20 protein-coding genes are annotated in these 19,236 nt (G+C 69.8%); 5 read left to right on the top strand and 15 right to left on the bottom strand.

The window, feature by feature from the left end; translation table 11 throughout:
* Positions 1 to 50: 50 nt before the first annotated feature.
* From NUT86_RS37205 to NUT86_RS37165, 9 genes are all read right to left on the bottom strand, one after another.
* The gene (locus tag NUT86_RS37205) at positions 51 to 815 is read right to left on the bottom strand and encodes an enoyl-CoA hydratase/isomerase family protein (RefSeq protein ID WP_159484457.1); all 765 of its coding nucleotides are present in this window, start codon (positions 813 to 815) and stop codon (positions 51 to 53) included.
* Positions 816 to 839: 24 nt separating this feature from the next.
* Positions 840 to 2,075 carry a cytochrome P450 gene (locus NUT86_RS37200; RefSeq protein ID WP_274740737.1) on the bottom strand — a complete coding sequence of 412 codons (1,236 nt, stop codon included), beginning with the start codon at positions 2,073 to 2,075 and terminating at the stop codon, positions 840 to 842.
* Positions 2,076 to 2,207: 132 nt separating this feature from the next.
* The gene (locus NUT86_RS37195; RefSeq protein WP_159484459.1) at positions 2,208 to 3,572 is read right to left on the bottom strand and encodes a cytochrome P450; all 1,365 of its coding nucleotides are present in this window, start codon (positions 3,570 to 3,572) and stop codon (positions 2,208 to 2,210) included.
* Positions 3,573 to 3,582: 10 nt separating this feature from the next.
* Positions 3,583 to 4,173, bottom strand: coding sequence for a GTP-binding protein (locus NUT86_RS37190; RefSeq protein WP_026170135.1), 591 nt, complete (start codon positions 4,171 to 4,173; stop codon positions 3,583 to 3,585).
* A complete protein-coding gene (locus NUT86_RS37185) occupies positions 4,148 to 4,528 on the bottom strand; it encodes a DUF742 domain-containing protein (protein WP_018092499.1) in 381 nt (126 codons plus the stop codon). Before NUT86_RS37185 ends, NUT86_RS37190 begins: the two co-directional genes overlap by 26 nt.
* Positions 4,525 to 4,938 (bottom strand): roadblock/LC7 domain-containing protein, encoded by a 414-nt coding sequence (locus NUT86_RS37180; RefSeq protein WP_018092498.1) that lies wholly within the window; start codon positions 4,936 to 4,938, stop codon positions 4,525 to 4,527. The genes NUT86_RS37185 and NUT86_RS37180 overlap by 4 nt, the downstream gene beginning before the upstream one ends.
* Entirely contained in the window at positions 4,935 to 6,179 is a 1,245-nt protein-coding gene (locus NUT86_RS37175) for an ATP-binding protein (RefSeq protein WP_026170134.1), read from the bottom strand. Before NUT86_RS37175 ends, NUT86_RS37180 begins: the two co-directional genes overlap by 4 nt.
* Before the next feature lie 435 nt (positions 6,180 to 6,614).
* Positions 6,615 to 6,971 (bottom strand): DUF4333 domain-containing protein, encoded by a 357-nt coding sequence (locus tag NUT86_RS37170; RefSeq protein WP_018092496.1) that lies wholly within the window; start codon positions 6,969 to 6,971, stop codon positions 6,615 to 6,617.
* A gap of 132 nt (positions 6,972 to 7,103) precedes the next feature.
* Entirely contained in the window at positions 7,104 to 8,099 is a 996-nt protein-coding gene (locus NUT86_RS37165) for an alpha/beta hydrolase (protein WP_109895056.1), read from the bottom strand.
* A gap of 296 nt (positions 8,100 to 8,395) precedes the next feature.
* Here NUT86_RS37165 and NUT86_RS37160 point away from each other — a divergent pair, with 296 nt between their 5' ends.
* Together NUT86_RS37160 and NUT86_RS37155 are read left to right on the top strand one after the other, a co-directional pair.
* On the top strand, positions 8,396 to 10,450 hold the full coding sequence (locus tag NUT86_RS37160) for an ATP-binding protein (protein WP_274739801.1): 2,055 nt from the start codon (positions 8,396 to 8,398) through the stop codon (positions 10,448 to 10,450).
* A 102-nt stretch (positions 10,451 to 10,552) separates the two neighbouring features.
* Positions 10,553 to 10,762, top strand: a complete 210-nt coding sequence (locus tag NUT86_RS37155; protein WP_167540486.1) for a hypothetical protein — start codon at positions 10,553 to 10,555, stop codon at positions 10,760 to 10,762.
* 132 nt (positions 10,763 to 10,894) lie between these two features.
* On the opposite strand, the gene NUT86_RS37150 is transcribed toward NUT86_RS37155, so the two are convergent.
* Positions 10,895 to 11,545: a DedA family protein gene (locus tag NUT86_RS37150; RefSeq protein ID WP_018092492.1), complete on the bottom strand. Its 651-nt coding sequence runs from the start codon at positions 11,543 to 11,545 to the stop codon at positions 10,895 to 10,897.
* 226 nt (positions 11,546 to 11,771) lie between these two features.
* Positions 11,772 to 12,227 carry a DUF4442 domain-containing protein gene (locus tag NUT86_RS37145; RefSeq protein ID WP_018092491.1) on the bottom strand — a complete coding sequence of 152 codons (456 nt, stop codon included), beginning with the start codon at positions 12,225 to 12,227 and terminating at the stop codon, positions 11,772 to 11,774.
* A 166-nt stretch (positions 12,228 to 12,393) separates the two neighbouring features.
* On the opposite strand from NUT86_RS37145, the gene NUT86_RS37140 reads away from it, so the two are divergent.
* Positions 12,394 to 13,761: an MFS transporter gene (locus NUT86_RS37140; protein ID WP_446750806.1), complete on the top strand. Its 1,368-nt coding sequence runs from the start codon at positions 12,394 to 12,396 to the stop codon at positions 13,759 to 13,761.
* A 36-nt stretch (positions 13,762 to 13,797) separates the two neighbouring features.
* Here NUT86_RS37140 and NUT86_RS37135 read toward each other — a convergent pair whose 3' ends face one another.
* The 4 genes from NUT86_RS37135 to NUT86_RS37120 all read right to left on the bottom strand — a co-directional run bounded on the left by NUT86_RS37135 (position 13,798) and on the right by NUT86_RS37120 (position 17,199).
* Positions 13,798 to 14,652, bottom strand: coding sequence for a spermidine synthase (locus tag NUT86_RS37135; protein WP_274739797.1), 855 nt, complete (start codon positions 14,650 to 14,652; stop codon positions 13,798 to 13,800).
* A 65-nt stretch (positions 14,653 to 14,717) separates the two neighbouring features.
* A complete protein-coding gene (locus NUT86_RS37130; protein ID WP_159484469.1) occupies positions 14,718 to 15,560 on the bottom strand; it encodes a patatin-like phospholipase family protein in 843 nt (280 codons plus the stop codon).
* Positions 15,561 to 15,727: 167 nt separating this feature from the next.
* Complete coding sequence (gene tuf / locus NUT86_RS37125; RefSeq protein WP_109895044.1) at positions 15,728 to 16,900, bottom strand: elongation factor Tu; 1,173 nt, start codon at positions 16,898 to 16,900, stop codon at positions 15,728 to 15,730.
* A 110-nt stretch (positions 16,901 to 17,010) separates the two neighbouring features.
* Entirely contained in the window at positions 17,011 to 17,199 is a 189-nt protein-coding gene (locus tag NUT86_RS37120) for a hypothetical protein (protein ID WP_018092486.1), read from the bottom strand.
* Between the two features lie 236 nt (positions 17,200 to 17,435).
* Here NUT86_RS37120 and NUT86_RS37115 point away from each other — a divergent pair, with 236 nt between their 5' ends.
* Together NUT86_RS37115 and NUT86_RS37110 are read left to right on the top strand one after the other, a co-directional pair.
* On the top strand, positions 17,436 to 18,137 hold the full coding sequence (locus NUT86_RS37115) for a TVP38/TMEM64 family protein (RefSeq protein ID WP_274739793.1): 702 nt from the start codon (positions 17,436 to 17,438) through the stop codon (positions 18,135 to 18,137).
* 196 nt (positions 18,138 to 18,333) lie between these two features.
* Positions 18,334 to 19,206: an undecaprenyl-diphosphate phosphatase gene (locus NUT86_RS37110; RefSeq protein WP_274739791.1), complete on the top strand. Its 873-nt coding sequence runs from the start codon at positions 18,334 to 18,336 to the stop codon at positions 19,204 to 19,206.
* Positions 19,207 to 19,236 lie beyond the last annotated feature (30 nt).

Raw genomic sequence — 19,236 nt, 5'->3', positions numbered from 1 at the left:
TGTGGTCCGGCACCGCACCCATTCCTGCGTCGCCTCCCCCTGGCGCCACGTCAGCCGAGCGGTTTCGGCCCGGCGGCCGCCAGCACCGTGGTCAGCAGCTCCGCGTCGAAAAGGGTGGCGTCCGCCAGGCGGTTGGCGCTCGCGTAGGCATTCATCATGACCTTGGCGGTCCGCAGGGCCGCCGGAGATCTGCGGACCAGCGGTCTGGTCCACCGCGCGATCACCTCGTCCAGTTCGTCCTCCGGAACGGCCTTGTGGAGCAGGTCGAGCTCGGCCGCCTTCGCCGCGTCGAAGCTCTCCCCGGTCAGGATCAGCTCGCGGATCCTGGCGGCTCCGCACTCGTTCAGCAGGCGTGGCAGCACGCCTCCCCAGGCGGGTGGCATGCCCAGGGCGAGCTCCGGCAGCCGGAAGCGGCAGCTGTGCGCACCGGCTCGCAGATCGCAGAACACCGCGAGCGCGATGCCCGCGCCGATCACTCCGCCGTGCAGCCGGGCGATGGTGACCGCGCTGGTGGCCGCGAGCGCTTCACACACCCGCCGCGCCTTGTTCCCCATGGCACGAAGGGCCGCTCCGGTGCCATCCGCGGCGAGGGACTCGGCGAACTCCCGGCGGTCTCCGCCCAGGCAGAAATCCGCTCCCGCACCGGAGAGGATCACCACCCGTATCTCGGGCCGGTCGTGCAACGCCCCCAGTACAGTCAGGAGTTCGTCGAGCATCGGCTCACAGAGCGCGTTACCGGTGTCCGGGCTGTTCAACTGGATGTTGAGCAAGGGGCCCTGGTGGGCGACAGCAAGGGTCTTGAAGTTATCGATCACGACGCTCTTCCTACCTCAACGCTGTCAGGACTCGGCCACGGGCAGCGTCATGAGCCGCCGGAAGGCCACCCGCGGCGCCCAGTCGGGGGTCCGGCACCGCAGGGCGGGGAACCGCCGCAGCACGCCGGTCAGCAGCGTCGTCGCTTCCAGTCGGGCCAGCGCGGCACCGAGGCAGTAGTGGATGCCGCCGCTGAAGCTGAGATGGGTGGCCTTGCGGCGGACGTCGAAGAGCCCGGGATCGGCGTGGTGCGCGGGATCGTGGTTGGCGGCGCCGACCATGAGGTGCACCATCTGGTCCTTCTCCACGGGGACGCCCGCGAGAGTGGTGTCCTCTCCGGCGATCCGGCTCACCACATGCGTCGGGGAGTCGTAGCGCAGGACCTCTTCGACGGCCCCCGGTATGTATTCCGGATACGCACGCAACCACCCTCTCTGACGGGGGTGTTCAGCGATCAGCCACACCATGGTGGACAGCAGGTTCGAGGTGGTCTCCAACGCCGCCAGAACCACGAACAGGGCGAGTCGGTAGACGGCCTCGTCCGCGGCATCCTGATGTGGTTCGAGTTCGTCCCAGGTCCTTATCCACGCCGAGATCGGGTCATCACCGGGAGCACGGCGGCGTTCCCGCACCAAGGCAATGAAATACTCACGCAGATTCCGGGTTGCGGCGTCCGACTTCGCAAGTTGACTCGCCGACGGCAGCAATTCCTGGGCGAATACCTGATCATGGGTGAGCGACCGCAGCAGCGCATAATCTGCGGTCGGCAAACCGAGCCACTCCCCTATCGTCAGCACCGGCAATTCTTCGCTGACAAGGGCACCGAAATCCGCCTCGCCGTCCTTCAGTCTTTCCGCGAGGCGGTCGAGCAACTCCTCGGTATTGCGCTCGACCGAATTCTTGATGTCCTCCATGGCATTGCGGCCGAACATACTGCCCATCGACCGCCTGGCCCGCGTGTGGTGCGGCGGATTGAGCCCGGGAAGCGTGCTGGCCATTTCCTGCGAAGACGACGCCATCCAGCGGGTCGCCTCGCCCTGCCTGGCCCGCCAGCCACTGTCCGGCACCAGCCATGACCTGTTGCGCAACACATGGTCACACAGGCCGAAAGAGGTCACCAGATGGCCGCCCCAAGGTGCCGGAACAATATCTCCCATCCTTCGGAGTTCCGTGTAGTAAGGCAGTGGATTCGCTTGGCCGTCCGGTGTGCGCAGGCGGGAGAAGAGCCTTATCACGGAGCGTCGGTCGACGGACGGAACCATTGGCGGGGCAACCGTGGCGGATTCCACTGCGAGGACTCCTTCATTCAATGCATCAAGCCAGGATGACCAACCCTGACTACCCCATGGATTGAAGGTTTATGCCCCGTGGAAAGCGAATTCCTGTCGCGAAAATCACACCTTCCACCAGGAGAGGAACGAGCTCCACCACTTACCCCGTTGTGCCCCATTCCCGTCACGTCCAGGGGTATTTTCCGCCATTTGACGGCCCGTTGCCGAAACGGGGGATGCGCGCCGCTCGGGGCGTACCGGGGTGAAGCGGGCGGGCAGGACTTCCAGCGCCCGGTGGAACGGGCCCGGCCGCCACGTCAGGCTTTCCGCGGGCAGGGCCAGTTCGATGTCCGGCAGGGTGTTGAGCAGTTTCTCGATGGCCAGGACGGATACCAGCAGGGCGGGATCCTTGGCGGGGCAGGCGTGCGGGCCCGCTCCCCAGGCGAGATGTGCCCGCTTGCTCAGCAGCTGACGGCCCGTCGAAAGATGCGGGTCGGTGTTGGCGGCCGCGAAACTGATGACCACGGGGTCACCGGCCGGCAGCTTGGCTCCCCCGAGCTCCACGTCGTGCACGGGGTAGTGCACACCGTAATTGGCTATCGGAGCGCTGTTCCACAGCACATCGTTGATGGCATCGTCGACCAGCAGTCCGGCCGCGTTCTGATCGCTCGCGTACTTCTCGTCGGTCAGCAGCAGCCGCAGCGCGCTGGCGATGATGTTCTGCGTGGGCTCCGTTCCCGCCGCGATGAGGGTGACGAGCTGATGGACCATCTCCTCGTCGGAGAGTCCGGAGGGGTGCTCCATCAGCCAGGAGGTGATGTCCTCGCCCGGCGACCGCCGTTTGAGTGCCACCAGCTCCAGCAGCGCTTCGGTGAGGACCTCGTTCGCCTTCTCCGCGTCGACCCCGTCAAAAATGCCGGATATGCCGAAGACCAGGCGGTCACCGATCTCGGCGGGGCAGCCGAAGAGGTCGTTGAAGACCAGCAGCGGCAGCAACTGGGCGTAATCGGCAACCAGATCCACGCGGCCGCGGCTGCTGAACTGGCTGATGAGGTAGGCGGCGACGCGGTCGACATGACGACTCAGCCGGTGAGTGTCCACGCGGCCGAGGCTGGCCGTGACCGACTGACGCAGCCTCATGTGTTCGGCACCGTCGGAGAACAGGCAATTCGGCCGGTACATCATCATCGGCAGCACGGGGCTGTCCAACGGCACGCGCCCCTCGTTCAGCGCACGCCAACGGCGGGAATCCCGCGCAAAGGTATCCGGATTCTGCAGCACATGGAGCGCCGCGGCGTAGTCCGTGACGAGTTCGGCCTCCACTCCGGGAGCGAGCTCGACCGGCGCGCTGGGTCCGTGCTGCCGCAGGGTCTCGTAGAAGGCCTCCGGAGCGGCGGCGAATTCAGCCCCGTGCAGGGGAGTCCGTTGGCCACCGGCGTGCGCGGGGCAGCCGGGCGGTGGGCTCTGGAATTCCGAGTGAGATTGCATGCCTGAACTCCTAGTTGAGGCGGGACTGGAGATATCGGACGAGCGCGATCAGTGAATCCGCCGAGGAACGTTGGTCCCGTGCGTCACAGCTCACCACTGGTGTCTCAGGAAGCAGGTCCAGTGCCTCCCGGATCTCGTCGAGCGAGTGCGCGGGCGTCCCGTCGAAGCGGTTCACGGCGATGGCGTAGGGGATTCCATAGTGTTCCACCAGGTCCATGACAGGGAAGGACTCGTCGAGCCGCTCGGGGTCGACCAGGACCAGCGCCCCGAGCGCACCCCGCGTCATGTCTTCCCACACCTGAACGAAGCGCTGCTGGCCGGGCGTTCCGAACAGATAGAGGACCAGCTTCTCGCTGAGTGTGAGCCGGCCGAAGTCCATGGCGACCGTGGTCGTGGTCTTGTTCGGCGCACCTTTCGGGTCGTCAATTCCGGCACCCGCCTGGGTCATTACCTCTTCGGTCCGCAGCGGCGGAATCTCGGACATGGTCCCGATGAATGTCGTCTTTCCCACGGCGAAGTGTCCGACCACGAGGATCTTTGCCGCGGTCTGCACTGAATTGCGCAGGTAAACGCCGTCATCCAAAGCGAGCCTGGAGCCCATTCAGCACCTCCTCTAGGATTTGCCGGTCGACAAGCTGAGCGCTAGGTATGGGCGCACGAGAGTAGAGAAACCCCTCCTGCGCGAGATCGGACACCAGAATCTTGACGACACCCACCGGCAGCTGGGTGTGCCCGGCTATCTCGGCGATCGAGAGAAATCCCCCCGAACACAGCTCCAGCAGGCTGAGCTTCTCCGGATCGAGGGGTTTCGTGCGAGGCGGATCCGCCTGCACGGTGACCAGGGTGATGAGTGAGAATTCATCGCCGTCAAGAAGATCGCGGCCGTTGGTGATGACGTACGGCCGTACTAATTCCGCTGCTTCGTGTTCCAGCTCCGGCTCGTCGTCGGTTGTCATGGCTGGATATCAGCCCTCTCTCGCGGCGGACTGGTCAGTGCCTTACCCAGCTGGCCCACCAGCTGTTGCATACGGAACGTAATCTCTGCCATGTCGACATCGGGCGACGCCGATACCGCGAGATAGGCGCCTTCACCGGCCGAGATAAGAAAGACCCAGCCATGGTCGAACTCGACCAGCGTCTGCCGCCATTGCGGCCGGTTGGCGGCCGCACCACCGTGGCAGAAATCGGCGACCGTACGGCTCAGCGACTGCATTCCGCTCATGGCGGCGGCGACGGTATCGGCGTGGTCCCGGCCGACTTCCTTCGAACGGGCCATGAGCAGACCGTCGGCGGAGACGAGGATGGCATGCTGCGCTTCGGGCAATTCCAGAGCACTGTCAAGCATCCACGACAGATCGTAGTTCACTGAACCTCAGGCCCTTCATTGCTTGCATTGGTGGAACGGCGGCCGGATTGCGTGCCGCGCTGGAATGCGCCCATGACGGACGCCGCCCTTGCGCTGTCGCGGGCCGGGGTTTCCGTGCTCTCGGATTCGGTCGGCGCATCGGTCGGCACAATGGAAATCGCACCGCGGCGGCGCCGCTTCGGCAGACCGCCGGCCGTCGTCTCGGGAACCGGGCGGGGGTCGGCCGGCTGCCCCAGGGGCGCCGGGCCGGGAGCCGGGTAGCCGGCCGCCGGGTATCCGGGAACGGGCGGATCCGGGGTTCCATAAGCCGGTTGACCAGGAGGGTTCTCAGGCGGCAACGGAGCGGACGCGGCCACGGCAGGACTCTCCTCGGGCTCGTGCAGAGACGTCAGTAGATCGTCGGGGAGCAGGACGACCGCGCGCACGCCACCGTAGGGAGAGGTGGAATCCACCGACACGCTGAATCCGTAGCGGGCGGCGAGCACACCCATGACGGTGAATCCGAACTGCGGCGGGTTACCGAGGCTGGAGACACTGGCCGAATTCTCGCTCGACAGCAGCTGGGCGGCTCGCGCCTTCTCCTCCTCGTTCATACCGACACCGGCGTCGTCGACGACGATGCAGACGCCCTTGGGCACCGGCCGGATATTGATCTCGATCATCGTTTCCGGTGCCGAATAGCTGGTGGCGTTGTCCAGCAGTTCGGCAAGCACCAGCGCCACCGGTTCCACGGCGCGGCTCACGATGGCGAAATTACTCTGCGACCGGATCTCGACGCGCGTGAAATGGCGAATACGGCCCTTCGCGCTGCGGACCACATCGTAGAGCGAGGCGTTGTTCCGCCGCCGGCCGAGCCAGCCGTCACAGAGCACGGCGATGGACTGGGCCCGCCGCGCGAACTGCGAATTCATGTGGTCGATGTCGAGCAGATCCTGAAGGATCTTGTGCTCGCCGTATGTCTCCTGCAGCTTGGAAATCGCCAGCTGCTGTTCACTCGCCAGACCCTGAAGGGTCCGCATGGCGGCCTTCAGCGTGGTCTTGGTGGCCTCTTCGGCCCGGTCCTTGGCCTCCTCGACGGCCTCCGTGTAGTGATCTTCAAGATTAGCGTAGTGCTGCTTGAGCTCGACCTTCTCTTTTCGAAGCTCCGTGATCTTCATTCTGCCGCGAATAATCGCGGTTGCGGCAACAGGGGTACCAGCGATCAATCCCCAGAACGCTGGATCCTGGAAGTATTGCGTCATAAGACTCTCTTCGGACGACGGAGCCACCAGGTGTCGTATGTCTGGCTGCGGCGTAGAGAATCATTCGCGGTCCCAGACATACGTATACGGCCGCGCACAGTCGCCTGCCAGAAAGCCATCGAAGGGCCGGCTAATGGCATAGTTCTCCCCGGGGTGGCGGTTTTCTTAGGCCAATGCGCGGAATTTCTTTCTTGCCTTAGCAGGTGACTACCCGGTTGGCAAGTGCGATGATCTTAGCATCACAGCAACACCCGTCGTCCAACGGCGATCTGAACAGTTGCTGCAACTGAAGCAGATTCAACAAAGGCCCCCTTTGGGGCCATTGGGCGTTGATGCCGGTCCTGGCGGCGCAACCGGACGGACCGCATCCTGACGGACCGTTGATGCACGGCCCCGCGACATAGCGAACGCAACGCGCAGGAGCGTCAGCAAAGATCAGCGATGTGGCGCGTCATGGACATAGGTGATCTCGCCGCCGCGGACCCGGACGACCCGCACGGTCATGTCCCGGTCGGTCCCCCGCAGGTAGTGGGCCGTACAGCGGGTCCGGGCCCCCTTGACGGCACGCAGGTCCTTCGCGCAGTCGACCGAGCGCGGTCCCCTGGGGATCACCGGCAGCGACAGATGGCCCGAGATCGAGCGGGCGACCTCGTCGCGCGGAACGGTGTCGGACACCCCGTCCACCTCGCTGGTCGTGTCCCGGTCCGTCAGCCACCGGCTGCCCGCCGTGAGGCTCCCTGCCAGCAGAGCCGTACCGGCCAGCACCAGGCCGACAGCTCGCAGATTCCGCACAGTTCTCCTTCCCATGGGCACACATCGGACACCGGCCGTGCCCACCGTGCCGGGTCACGGACAATTCTTGCCGGTGGCCCGGTTTCGGCAACAGGAGCCCCCCTGCGGTGCGTCCGGCCAGGCGACGGTGTGTCACACGGACGGTACGGGGCCCTGCATCTGCGCGCTGATCCAGTGCAGCGAGTCGGCCATCCGCTGGATGTAGGTGTGCCCGCTGTGCACGCCGTCCGGTATCTCGAAGAGCGTGGCGTGGACCGGCCCGCCGGTGTAGTCCCTGATGAAGCGCTTCACATCGGGCACCGCCGCCTCCCTGCTGCCGAGCTCGAAGGCGAGATGGACCGGCAGGCCGTTGCGGGCGGCCAGCTGCCGCGCCAGGTGGCGTGGGTCATTGGCGCGCATCTCGGCCGGATGGCCCTGCCACAGCGGTGAATCCGGCGCGGTATCAGGGCCGTTGACGACGGCCGCCTTGAACTTCTGCGGCTCCTTCAGGACGGCCTTCAGCGCGGCGAAGCCTCCCGACGAGGACCCCATGAAGGCCCAGCCGTCACGGCTGTCGTACGTACGGAAGTTGGCCCGCGCGAAGTCCGGTACGTCCTCGGTCAGCCAGGTGCCCATTTTGGGCTGCCCCGGGATGTCGCTGCCGTCGTAGTACGTCCTCCCCGGATTGAGCACCGGCATCACGACGATGAATGGCAGCGTCTTGCCCTGCCGCGACCACTCCGCGATCCGCTCCTCCAGCGCAAAGGCCTCCCCGGCCCAGTAGTTGAACGGATACCCGTAGGCGCCGGGCAGCGCGATCAGCACCGGGAAGCCGCTCTCCGCGTACCGCGCCTGGTGGTACTGGGGCGGCACCCAGGCCCATATGTCGCCGGTGAAACCGGACTTGCGGCCGTGCCACTTCGTCGTCACGACCCGGGTGCCGTCCTCCCCGGTCGTACGGAACGTGGTGAAGGACGAGCGCGGTCCGCGGGGCGGCACCACCCGGGGCTGTCCGTTGAGGGCGTCCGCGGCATGGGCCGGCAGCCGCGGCACGCTCGACGCGTCCACGAAGTCCCTGCCGTCGCCGCAACCGGCCAGCAGCCCCAGAGCCACCACACTCACCGCAGCGCGGACGCGCAGGCACTTCATCGGGACGTTCTCCTCGGTTACTTGGACCGGCCGCGGGCAGCCACGCTGCCACCGCGTCACCGGTCGAAAGACACCACTTTAAGATCGTCCGCAGCGCCCCCTACCCCGACCCCGGCCACGCTGACCTGGTGGTCCGTGCTCCCGGCTCCGCACGGAGACGTCCCTGCACGTCAAGTACACCGGCCGTGTTTCCCTCGTTCGATGAGGCCACGGGTTGTTTACCGGACGGTCGGTTCTGGCAAGGTTGGTTCCCAATTCCGAAGGGCGCGGCGCTGTGCCGTGGTTGGGGATGACCGATGACCGCGAGGGTCGACCGCCGGCCACTGCCCGGCGTAGTGGGACGGGCCGTTGAGCATGAGCTGGTGTCCGGGCTGCTGGGCAGCGCGCCACTCGTGACACTGACCGGACCCGCGGGAGTGGGCAAGAGCATGCTGGCCCACGCCGTTTTGGAGGAGCACACCGCCCGGCACGACGGCACGATCCTCCGGGTCGGCTGCTGGGACGGTCCGGCCGAGGGCGGGCTGCCGGCGACGCTGCTGCGGGCGGCACAGGCGGCGGACAGCGCCCGCCGGGACACCGCGACGGCCCTCGTCCGGCGGACCGCCCCGTCCTGCGTCGGCGAACCGGTGTGCGGCCGGACGGGGCGGACGGATACCCCAACAGGGCCTTCTCCGGCGGACGATACGGCGATTGCCGCGCTCGCCGCACACTGCCGGCAGTCTCGCGCGACCGTGCTGCTGGACGACTGCGACCCGCTGCGCGACGAGTGCGCACAGCTCGTGCGGCAACTGCTGCGGGCCGATCCGACGCTGCGCATCGTGGCGACCGCACGCGGTGCGCTCGGGCTGCCCGAGGAGCGGATCGTCGAGATCGCACCGCTTCCGGTGACGCTGGGCGAGGGGATCGCCGGGCCGGCCGTCGAGCTGCTGGCCGCACGAACTGGAGCCGCCACACCGGAGCTCCTGGTCGCCGTGTGCCAGGCGCTGGAGGGCTCGCCGCTGGCGATCGCGCTGGCCGCGCAGCAGCTGGACCGGATGTCGTTGCCGCAGCTCGCGGCGCAGGTGGGGTCGGACGGTCCGCTGTTCTGGTCCGGGCCGGCGGCGACCGTACGGCACACCTCGCTCTACGCCGCGCAGGCCGCGGGCTACGCCCTCTGCTCGCCCACCGACCGGCGGGTCTGGGCCAGGCTCTCGGTGCTGCCCGGCGATTTCGATCCCTGGCTCGCCGGTTGTGTCTGCACCAGCTGTGACGTTCCTGCGGCAGCGGTCGAGGGCGCGCTGGAACGGCTCCTCACCGCCTCGGTCATCGAGCGCGTACGGGACGCCGGCGGCGCGCAGGACGACACCGGGGCGGCGCTGCCACCGCGCTACCGACTCCCCCGCGCGGCCCGCGACTTCGGACGGACACAGCTGCGCGAGGCGGGCGAGGAGTCCGCGGCGCTGCGACGGTTCCGGCAGGCCTGTGCGGCGCTCGCGGCCGAGGCCCAGATCGCCTGGCAGGGACCGAATCAGCAGGTCGCCGTGCGCCTGGTGGAGGACGAACAGGCCAACCTCGACGCGGCGCTGACCCGGCCCCCGCAAGACGCGGAGGATGCGCTCGGCGCACTGGAGATCGCGGTGTCGCTGTGGTTCCACTGGGCGGCCTGTGGCTTCCGCCGCGAGGGGCGGGCGCATCTGGACCGGCTGCTGCTGCTCTCCCGGGACGACACCGCGCTGCGGGCCCGGGCGCTGTGGCTGGCCGGCTATCTCGCCGCGCAGGAGCATGCGCCCGGCGCCGCGGAGGCGCTGCTCGACCAGGCCTGGACGGCGGCCGTGATGCATGCGGACTCCGACGGGCTGGCCCGTATCGCGCATGCGCACGGCGTACTGGCGCTGTACCGCGGGGACACCGCGGCGGCGGTGGCCTGTCTGGAGGAGGCGGCCCGGCACCGCTCCAGGGATCCGTGGTTCGGGCCGGGGCCCGCCCACAGCTGGGCACTGCTCGCCGTCGCCCTGTCGTCGCTCGACGCGGAGCGGGCCCGGGCGGCGGCCCGTCGTGCCTGGGAGGCCCGGCACTCGGACGGCGATTTCTGGCTGTACTCGACGGTCCTCTATGCCTGTGCGGCGACCGAGCGCGTCCATGGGGAGCCGGCGGCGGCACTGCGGGCCTGCCGTACGGCACTGGCGGCCAAAGAGCTCATCGGTGACCCGCTGTTCATCGCCGGCGCCCACCACATGCTGGCCGGTCTGCGACATGAGGTGCGCGGCGGTGAGCCGCTGCCGGACCGTGACGAGGAGGACCCGTGGTGGCGGCCCGGCGGGCCGGACGTCCCGCCGCAGCCGTTCTTCTCACGCCTGCGGGCGGGGCCTTGAGGGCCGGGGCGGCCGGTGGCCGCCCCAATGGATAGCCACGCTGTGTGATGGACCGCTCGCGCTCGGGATGCGGGGGCGGCGGGCCGGTCGCATGCTGGGGATATGAAGCGTGCCCCCGTGATCGTGCATCCGCCCTGTACAGGCGGTCGCCGTGTGACGCTCTACGGACAGGATCTGGGACGAGCGCTGCGCCCTGGTGACGTGGCCGCGATCCTGCGCCGGGCCGGTTTCTGCACCACGACCTTCGTGTGGGACGACACCGGCCTCTTCGAATGGCGGGACGGCGGACCCGACGTCTGGCTGATGACCTGAGGCGGACATCGCGCCGCGACCGGCCCGAACGACCCTGACCTGTGGTCGAGTTACATAGCCCGTGAGCCCCAACCGCCCGCGTTCAGGGGCAGTTGGGGCTCACGGGTACACGCCGTATGAAGTGGCGCGCGGTCAGTCGACCGTCGCGACGACCGGGCTCTCCTCCACCTCGCGCGCGGCGGCGGCCTTCTTCGCCCGGTGCTTCATGAGGATGAAGGAGCCGACGCCGAACAGCAGGGCGGCGACCAGTCCGAGCCAGGAGAAGCGCTTGAGCCAGGACTCGGCGACGATGCCGACGCTGTAGATCAGCGCGGTCGTACCGCCGGCCCAGACGATGCCGCCGAGGACGTTGGCGATCAGGAACTTCCAGTACGGCATCTTCAGGACACCGGCGAGCGGTCCGGCGAAGATGCGCAGCAGTGCGACGAAACGGCCGAAGAAGACCGCCCACATACCCCACTTGTCGAACTTCGCCTCGGCCATCGCGACATGGTCGGGGCCGAAGTGCTTGGGGAACTTGCGGCCGGCCCACTGCAACAGGGGCTGGCCCCCCTTGCGTCCGATCAGATACCCGATGGAGTCACCGATGATCGCGCCGGCGGTGGCACAGGCACCCAGCACGTACGGATTGATGTGGTCCTGGGTCGCCGCGAGAATCGCCGCACTGACGAGGACGATCTCGCCGGGCAGCGGAATACCCAGGCTCTCCAGTCCGATGACCACCCCCACCAGGAGGTACACGCTCACGGCCGGTACCGACTCGAGCCACTCCTGGATGTGCAACGCCGATTCCTCCGCTGGTGTAGGGCCCCCGTGGGCGGCCGTGGCCGGCGTCCGTGACGTCGCGCCGGTCGATCCCCTGGCGCACCGCAGCGCGCCCGGGAAGCCTACTCGATCGGGCCGCCCGGAGACCGAATCCACGTGCGGTGTGCAACATCTGGCGCCCGGACGCGACGACGGCCCGCCGCGCGGTGCACGGCGGGCCATGAGAGCCCCACAGGGGAGCGGCTCACTTATTGGGGCGCAGGGTCCACACGATGCTCATCTCGCCGGTCACCGCACCGTCCTCGCGGGTGATGGCGATGTTCACGGGGAATTCCGGACGCTCTCCGGCGTCGAGCTCGGCGACGACCTCGGCCACCGGGCGGCCCAGCTCCGCGGTGGCGGTGACGGGCCCCATGGCGAGCTTCTTGTAGCCGATCTCGGCGCGCACCGCCAGGGGCACCGCGCGGCCGAGCTGGTCACCGAAGGCCGCCATCACGATGGCGCCGCTCGCCGACTCGGCGAGGGTGAACATCGCACCGGCGTGCGGACCGCCGACGTGGTTGTGGAAGTCCGGCTGGTCGGGCATGCGGACCACGGCGCGCTCGGCGGTGGTCTCGGCGAAGTCGAGGTTCAGGGTGCGGGCCATCGGCACGGATGCCGCCATCATTTCGCCGATCGACGGCAGGGTCTCGGAGGACATGAGGTCATGTTACCTAGCGGTAGCTTAGGTGGGAAGAGCCGGCCGCTTCATGGGCCGGCTCTTCGGCGGACGCCGGGCGATATCCCGGTGCCGCCCGTGCCCCGCCCGCCTTATCGTTGACGCCCATGTGGCCAGGACAGCAACACAGCGGAGACGGGCGGGTGATGTGCCCGGCACACCCCGTGCACCGGCCGGACGACCCGAGCCGGAAGCGGTCCGCCACGGCACCTTCCCGGCCGGTACGGTCGTGGTGAGGACCGTCCCCCCATGGGCGGGGCGCAACTATCTGCTGCTCACCGGCGCCACGGTGATCGCGAACCTCGGCAGCTCCGGCGCGCTGATCGCGACCGCCTTCGCGGTGCTCGCCGCCGGCGGCTCCGCCACCGATGTCGGCCTGGTCGCCGCCGCGCGGACGATCCCGCTGATCTTCTTCCTGCTGATCGGCGGCGCGGTCGCCGACCGGCTCCCCCGGCATCGCGTCATGGTCGCGGCGAACGCCCTCAGCTGTGTCTCCCAAGGCCTGTTCGCGCTGCTCGTACTGGCCGGGGAGCCACAGCTGTGGCAGATGGCGCTGCTGGCCGCGCTCGGCGGCACCGGGCAGGCGTTCTTCGCTCCGGCCTCCGAGGGCATGGTGCTCGCCAGCGTCTCCGGCGACCAGGCGGGACGCGCCTTCGCCGTGTACCGCATGGGCATGAACGGCGCGAACATCGGCGGCGCGGCGCTGGGCGGCGCGCTGGTCGCCGCGGTCGGGCCCGGCTGGGTGCTGGCCGTCGACTCCGCCGCCTTCGCCCTCGCGGCGGCGCTGCGCGCCTTCCTCGACGTCAGCGGGGTCCCCGAGCGGGCCCCCGGCGGCGGGATACTGCACGATCTGCGGGACGGCTGGCGGGAGGTCGCCTCCCGGCCCTGGCTGTGGGCGGTGGTGGTGCAGTTCTCCCTCGTCAACGCGGTGGTGTCGGCCGCCGAGGCCGTGTACGGGCCCCTGGTCGCCGAGCAGCATCTGGGCGGCCCCGGCCCCTGGGGGCTGGCGCTGGCCGCCTTCGGTGTGGGCACCGTGGGCGGCGCCCTGCTGATGGCCCGGGTCAGACCACGCCGGATGCTGCTGACCGGTGCGCTGTGTATCTTCCCGCTCGCCCTCCCGTCCGCCGCGCTCGCCGTTCCCCTGCCCGTGGCCGGACTCACGGCGATCATGTTCGGCACCGGCATCGCGGTCGAGGTCTTCGCGGTGATGTGGATGACGGCGCTGCACCAGGAGATCCCCGAGGAGAAGTTCTCCCGGGTCTCGTCCTACGACTGGCTCGGGTCGCTGGCCATGGTCCCGCCGGCCACCGCGCTGGCCGGCCCCGTACAGGACCTCATCGGGCGGACGGCCGCGCTGTGGGGCTGTTCGGCGGTGATCGTGCTGCTGACGGCGGCGGTGCTGTGCGTGCCCGATGTGCGGCGTCTGACGCGTCGTCCGAAGACGGAGCCGGCCGCCGGGGCACCGGCCTCCCCCGCCGCCGAGACGGCCGCACCGGACACCGCGGGAGCGGAGTGACCAGTCGCGGCGCCGCCACGCCGGAGCGGGCCGGGGTCAGCCCACGCTGAACGCGCCGTCCGGCGGCACCGGGGACGCCACCGCCTCGGCGTCGCGTACGGGTACCGCGTCCGCGATCAGCCGCCGCAGCGCCGTGCCGTGCTCGACCCGGGCCGGAAAGGCGTCGCCGGCCGTCCGCCGGGCCAGGGCGGCGACGGGGAGCGGCGCGCGCGAGGCGAGCAGCACGGCGTTGCCGAAGCGGCGGCCGCGCAGCACCGAGGGCTCGGCGATCAGTGCGAGATGCTCGAAGACCGTGGCGAAATTGGCGAGTTGGCCGCGCAGAAAGCCGAACGGCGCGCTGTCCGCGAGGTTCGCCGCATAGCAGCCGTCCGGCCGCAGCACCCGCGCGGCGGCCCGTGCGTACTCGACCGAGGTGAGCTGGGCCGGCACCCGCGACCCGCCGAAGACATCCGCCACGATGACATCGGCGCTGTCCTCCGGCGCCGCCTCCAGCGCCGTACGGGCGTCCTCGGCATGCACGGTGATCCCGCAGTCCTCGGGCAGCGGCAGCTGCTCCGTCACCAGGGCGAGCAGCCCGCGGTCGGCCTCGACGACGTCCTGCCGGGAGCGCGGACGGGTGGCGGCGAGGTAGCGCGGCAGGGTCAGCGCTCCGCCGCCCAGATGCAGCACGTCCAGCGGCTGCCCCGGTTCGGCCGCCTCGTCCAGGACGTGTGCCAGCCGGCGCACGTACTCGAACTCCAGATGCGCGGGCGCGTCGAGATCCACGTACGACTGCGGTGCGCCGTCCACGGTCAGCAGCCAGGCGCGGGGCCGGTCGACGTCGGGCAGCAGCTTGGCGGTGCCGCAGTCCACGGTCCGGGTGACGGGTATCGGCTCGGGTGCTTCGTCCACCGTCCCATTGTGCCGGTGCGGCCGCGGCGCCCCGGCCCCGGTCACCGCGGGTACCGGCCGGCCGGTCAGTCCGACCAGACCCGCCGGATCTCCGCCGCGTGCACGGCTGCCTGCCGGCGCCCCGCACGGGCCGCGTCCGCGCGCTTGGCGGGATCTAGGACATTACGGCCGAACGCCGACCTGGCCGCGCGGTCGGGGGTGATCACACACACCCGGGCGCCTCCGCGCACCAGCCGTTCGCCCTGCGCCCGCGGTCCGGCGATCGGCCCGCCGGAGGCCGCCATCGGCGCGACCACCACCACCCGGCCGTATCCGGAAGCCAGATCGGCGTTGGCGGTGGAGTGCACCCCGCCGTCGATCCAGCGGGTGCCGTCGATGGTGACCGGCGGATAGATGCCGGGGACCGCGCAGCTCGCGCCCACCGCGTCGAGCAGCCCCACCCCGCTCGTGTCGTCGAAGGCGGTCCGCTCGCCCGTCGCCGCGTCCACCGCCGTGACCACCAGCCGACGCGCCGGCCAGTCGGTCAGCCCCAGGGTCCGGGCGATCACCGTGCGCTGTTCCGCCTCGGTGACGGTACGGGCCGCGAGCGCCAGCTTCCCCATCCGTACGCCGAAGGAGACCGTGTCCCGCGAGCGCAGCGCGATGGCCGCGAACCGGGCCAGGGCGGCCGTGCCCATACGGGCGGCCGAGCGGGCCTCCGGTACGGCGAGCTGGCGTTCGTACATCTCCTCCAGGGGCAGCTGCCGGGAGGTGAGATGGGCGCCGACGATCGATCCGGCGGAGGTGCCGATGACGACATCGGCGTCGGTGAGGTCGATGCCCGCCTCGGCGAGACCGGCGAGCATGCCGATCTCCCAGCCGATTCCGGTGAGCCCGCCGCCGCCCAGGACCAGTGCCGTACCCGCCATGGGCTCTCCCTCTCGCCTCCCGGCCGACCGGCCGCCCCGTACGGCGGCCGGATCGCCCTCGTCATCCGTGGCGAGCAGTCTCGCACCCCGTTCGTCGCCGGGACAGCGGCCAGCTGCGCCCGGCACCTGGAAGAGGCGCCGGGCGCAGCCTGATGACCTGCGGTGTTTCAGTCCTCGACGGTGCGCACCGTGCCCGCGCCGACGGTCCGGCCGCCTTCCCGGATGGCGAAGCCCAGACCCCGCTCCAGCGGCACCTCCCGGCCCAGTTCGACCGACACCGTCACCGTCTCGCCGGGACGGGCGATGCCCCGCTCGCCGAGGTCGAGGTCGCCGACCACGTCCGCGGTGCGGAGGTAGAACTGCGGCCGGTAGCCGGTGGACAGCGGCGTCCGGCGGCCGCCCTCCTCGGTGGAGAGCACATACACCTCGGCGGTGAAGCGGCGCCGCGGTGTGACGCTGCCCGGCGCGGCGACGACATGCCCGCGGCGCACCTGGTCACGGTGCAGACCGCGCAGCAGCAGCGCGACATTGTCGCCCGCCTCGGCGGACTCCATGGGCTTGCCGAACGTCTCCAGCCCGGTGACCGTCGTCTCGGTCTCCGCGCCGATCACCGCGACCCGGTCGCCGACCCGCACCGTGCCGCGCTCGACGGCTCCGGTGACGACCGTGCCGCGCCCGGTGATGGTCAGCACGTTCTCCACCGGCAGCAGGAACGGCGCGTCGACATAGCGCTCGGGCGTCGGGACATAGGTGTCCACAGCGTCCAGCAGCGCCTCAATCGCCTGTGTCCAGCGCGGGTCGCCCTGCAGGGCACGCAGCCCCGAGACCCGGATGACGGGGACGTGATCCCCGTCATAGCCGTGCGCGCTGAGCAGTTCACGCACCTCCAGCTCCACCAGGTCGGTGAGCTCCGGGTCGCCGGCGTCGGCCTTGTTGAGGGCCACGACGATGTGCCGGACGCCCACCTGCTTGGCGAGCAGCACATGCTCGGCGGTCTGCGGCATGATCCCGTCGAGCGCGGAGACGACCAGGATCGCGCCGTCGAGCTGCGCGGCGCCGGTCACCATGTTCTTGATGAAGTCGGCGTGGCCGGGCATGTCGACATGGGCGTAGTGCCGGGTGCCGGTCTCGTACTCGACATGCGAGATGTTGATGGTGATGCCGCGGGCGGCCTCCTCCGGGGCCCGGTCGATCCGGTCGAACGGCACGAACGTCCCGCTCCCCCGGTCGCTGAGGACCTTGGTGATGGCCGCGGTCAGGGTGGTCTTGCCGTGGTCGACGTGGCCCATGGTGCCGATGTTCAGGTGCGGCTTGGTGCGCACATATGCCGTCTTGGGCATGGTGTTCTTCCTCGCAACAATGCGGTGAGAACGGCGACTTGGCGCCGTGGGGACCCCTGAACCCGGCCGACCCTCCCCCTGCGGGGTCCGCCGGAACGATCCGGAGAGGGTCAGCTTCGTGCGCCGTCGGTGGCCGCGGCGGTCGGGACGCCGGCTGCGGCGACAGCGGTGGCCGCTGCGGCCGAGGCGGCATCTGCGGGTGCGAAGACCGCTGCGGCGAGGGCCGCGAGGAGGTCGACGGCAGCCTTCGGCGCGTCCGCGACTGCGGACGGGAGCGCGAGGAAGGCGTGCCGGGACATGCGTCATATGCTGCCGGTCGGCCGCCCCGGCGTCGAACGATTTATCCGGCCTCCGGCGCGGCCCGGCGGCGGCACGGCGGCCCGCCTCATCCGGGACGTGGCATCGCCCGGCACACACGTCATCGGATGCACCGATCACCCCGTCCGGGGACTGGGCGATACGGCGACGCGCTCGGCCCGGGGGCGTGCGGGCCGGATGACGGCTTCTTGGCGCCGCTGTCGGTTACGCTCCCCGGATGTTCCCGCCCGCCGCAACGCCCGACGGCCTCGCCGCGCGCTGCACGCGTGTGCTGTTCTCCCCCTGGGCCCGGTTCGGGCTGCTGCTGACCCTGCTGGCCTGTGCCGCGGCCGCGACGCTGCTGTGGCAGCCGCAACACCTCCTCACCGGGGGCCGGCCCGGCCGGCTGTCCGGCCCGGCCGCCCTCCTGGTCTTCGCGCTGGCATACGGCGGGTGCACGACCGCGTTCGTGCCGCGCCCGGTCCTCAACCTCGCGGCGGGCGCCCTCTTCGGCAGCCAGGCCGGACTGGCCGCCGCCCTCGCCGGGACGGTTCTCGGCGCCGGGCTGGCGTTCGGGCTCGGCCGGCTCCTCGGGCAGGACGCCCTGCGACCGTTGCTGCGCGCCCGCTGGCTGACGGCCGCCGACCGGCAGTTGAGCGAGCACGGCTTCCGCTCGATGCTGGCCCTCCGGCTCTTCCCCGGCCTGCCGTTCTGCGCCACGAACTACTGCGCCGCGGTCTCCCGGATGGGCTGGTTCCCCTTCCTCCTCGCGACGGCGCTCGGCAGCATCCCGAACACCGCGGCGTATGCCGTCGCCGGCGCGCGTGCCTCGACGCCCACCTCCCCGGTCTTCCTCCTCGCCCTAGGCTTCATCGCCATCAGTGCTCTGGGCGCACTGGTGGTGGCCTGGCGCAAACGGAAGACGCTGCGCGGCCGCTGAACGCGGGTGGGGCGGGCGACGGATTCCGCAGCGGCCACAGCGGGCGGGCACGGTACGTCCAGGCCCCTTTGGCCGCCCGGACATCTTCGGACGTTACGCTGCCCGGGTCGGCGGTGATCCGCATCCGCCGCCACTGTCCGCTTTCTCCCGTCTCGCGCAGGTCAGCGCTTGATCACCCTTGGATAGCGTATTTTCCATGTCTTGGTTTGAATCTTTCGTCCTCGGACTTGTCCAAGGGCTGACCGAGTTCCTGCCCATCTCCTCCAGCGCGCATCTCCGTTTGACCGCGGCGTTCGCCGGCTGGCAGGACCCCGGTGCGGCCTTCACCGCCATCACGCAGATAGGCACCGAAGCGGCCGTCATCATCTACTTCCGCAAGGACATCGGGCGGATCATCTCGACGTGGTCCTGCTCCCTCTTCAACCGGGAGCTGCGGCACGATCATGACGCCCAGATGGGCTGGCTGGTGATCGTCGGCTCGATCCCGATCGGTGTGCTGGGCATCACACTCAAGGACGCCATCGAGGGCCCGTTCCGCGATCTGCGGCTGATCGCCACCACCCTCATCGTCATGGGTGTGGTCCTCGGCATCGCCGACCGGCTGGCCGCCCGCGACGAGACCGGCGGCCGGCACCGCGCCGCCAAGCAGCGCAAGACCCTCACCGACCTCAGCGTCAAGGACGGTCTCCTGTACGGCGTCTGCCAGGCCATGGCGCTCATCCCCGGCGTCTCCCGCTCCGGCGCCACGATCAGCGGCGGTCTGCTGATGGGCTACACCCGCGAATCCGCCGCCCGTTACTCCTTCCTCCTCGCCATCCCGGCAGTACTGGCCTCCGGCGTCTACGAGCTCAAGGACGCCGGCGAGGGACATGTCTCCTGGGGCCCCACCGTCTTCGCCACGGTCATCGCCTTCGTCGTCGGCTATGCAGTGATCGCATGGTTCATGAAGTTCATCTCCAACAAGTCCTTCATGCCCTTCGTCATCTACCGCATCCTCCTGGGCATAGCCCTGTTCGCCCTGGTCGCGGCGGGCACACTGACGCCGCACGCGGGCGAGACGGCGGGTTAGAACGGGCACGGACCTCCTCCGCCGCTGCCC

This window comes from Streptomyces sp. G7(2002) (genome assembly GCF_028870195.1).
Classification (GTDB): Bacteria; Actinomycetota; Actinomycetes; order Streptomycetales; family Streptomycetaceae; genus Streptomyces; species Streptomyces nigrescens.
Note: the sequence above shows the minus strand (reverse complement) of the source record. Positions and strands in the feature narration are given on the sequence as shown.